Below are 1,362 nucleotides of genomic sequence, written 5' to 3'. Positions count from 1 at the left end.
ACGACAAATACGCCACCACCTACCTCGGCGGTGTCCTCCTCGGCTGCATGATCATCCATCACCGCGTCCGCAGTTAGCAGACACGCTCTAGTCGATCATTCCTGTCAACAGCCCGCGCACGCCGGTCCGGCTGCCGGTCCACGATTGCCTGCGGGCGTTGCCCGCAGGGGTCACGCCTGCGGTCTGAGTCAACGCGGTGGCGTTGTTGGCAGCGTCGGTGCAGCTGGCCTGATCCGGGGTGGACGGAAGAAGAGGGGATTGCCCAGACGGCACATAGCCAGTTACACCAATCGGCCACAACCTGTCCGGCAGAGAGGGGGAAGGCCTCGAGCAATGCTTGAAACCTGTGAATGAGCAAGATCGCGGAGGGGTCGTACCCTCCCGAGCATCCTGAACAGGTCCCTCAAGCAAGGCCGGCGCGGCAACGCTGGTCGGGAAGGTACGACCCGATGTTCACCGTAGTTCCTGGGGAGTTCGACGGCCGTGAAGGGCTCGCCTCGGCTGGGTCGACCGGCGGTTCTTCGTCGTTGATCGATGAGATCGCGGGAGGGTGCCCGGCGGTGCTGGCCGAGGCGCTGCAGGCCGCGGTCGATGCCTACGTCGCCGGGTTGGCCGCCGAGCGGGATGAGAACGGCCGCCGGCTGGTGGTGCGCAACGGCTACCACCAGCCGCGGGAGGTCCTCACCTCGGCCGGCGCGGTAGCGGTCACCGCCCCACGGGTCAACGACCGCCGCACCGATCCCGACACCGGCGAGCGGGCCCGGTTCTCCTCGGCGATCCTGCCGCCGTGGTGCCGCAAGACCCCAAGGCTGACCGAGGTGTTGCCGCTGCTCTACTTGCACGGGCTGTCCTCGGGTGACTTCGTGCCCGCCCTGGGCCAGTTCCTCGGCTCCTCGGCCGGGCTGTCGGCGTCGGTGATCACCAAGTTGACCGAGACGTGGAAGTCCGAGCAGCGCGCCTTCGCCCAGCGCGACCTCTCGGGCGTGGATTACGTCTACTGTGGGCCGACGGCATCCACGTCAACATCCGGCTGGAGGACGAGCGATTGTGCCTGCTCGTCTTGATCGGGGTTCGCGCCGATGGCCGTAAAGAGCTGATCGGGCTCACCGACGGCTACCGGGAATCGGCCGGGTCGTGGGCGGACCGGCTCCGGGACTGCGCCCGCCGCGGCATGCGCGCCCCGGTACTGGCCGCCGGGGACGGGGCGCTGGGGTTCTGGGGCGCGCTACGCGAGGTCTTCCCGCCACCCGGGAGCAACGCTGCTGGTTCCACAGGGCCCGTAAGGAATCAAGCTGTTCTTTCCCGATTTTAGGGTCGACGATTTGCTATGCGCGTCGAGGACGAGGTGCGCGGGCAGCTCGC

1 pseudogene is annotated in these 1,362 nt (G+C 67.8%); it reads left to right on the top strand.

From position 1 onward, the window contains the following. Positions 1–449: 449 nt before the first annotated feature. Positions 450–1,275 (top strand): annotated as a pseudogene (locus BLW04_RS25530) (transposase); the annotation flags it as partial. Between the last annotated feature and the right edge of the window lie 87 nt (positions 1,276–1,362).

The organism is Modestobacter sp. DSM 44400 (genome assembly GCF_900107175.1).
In the GTDB taxonomy this organism is placed as follows: Bacteria; Actinomycetota; Actinomycetes; order Mycobacteriales; family Geodermatophilaceae; genus Modestobacter.
Note: the sequence above shows the minus strand (reverse complement) of the source record. Positions and strands in the feature narration are given on the sequence as shown.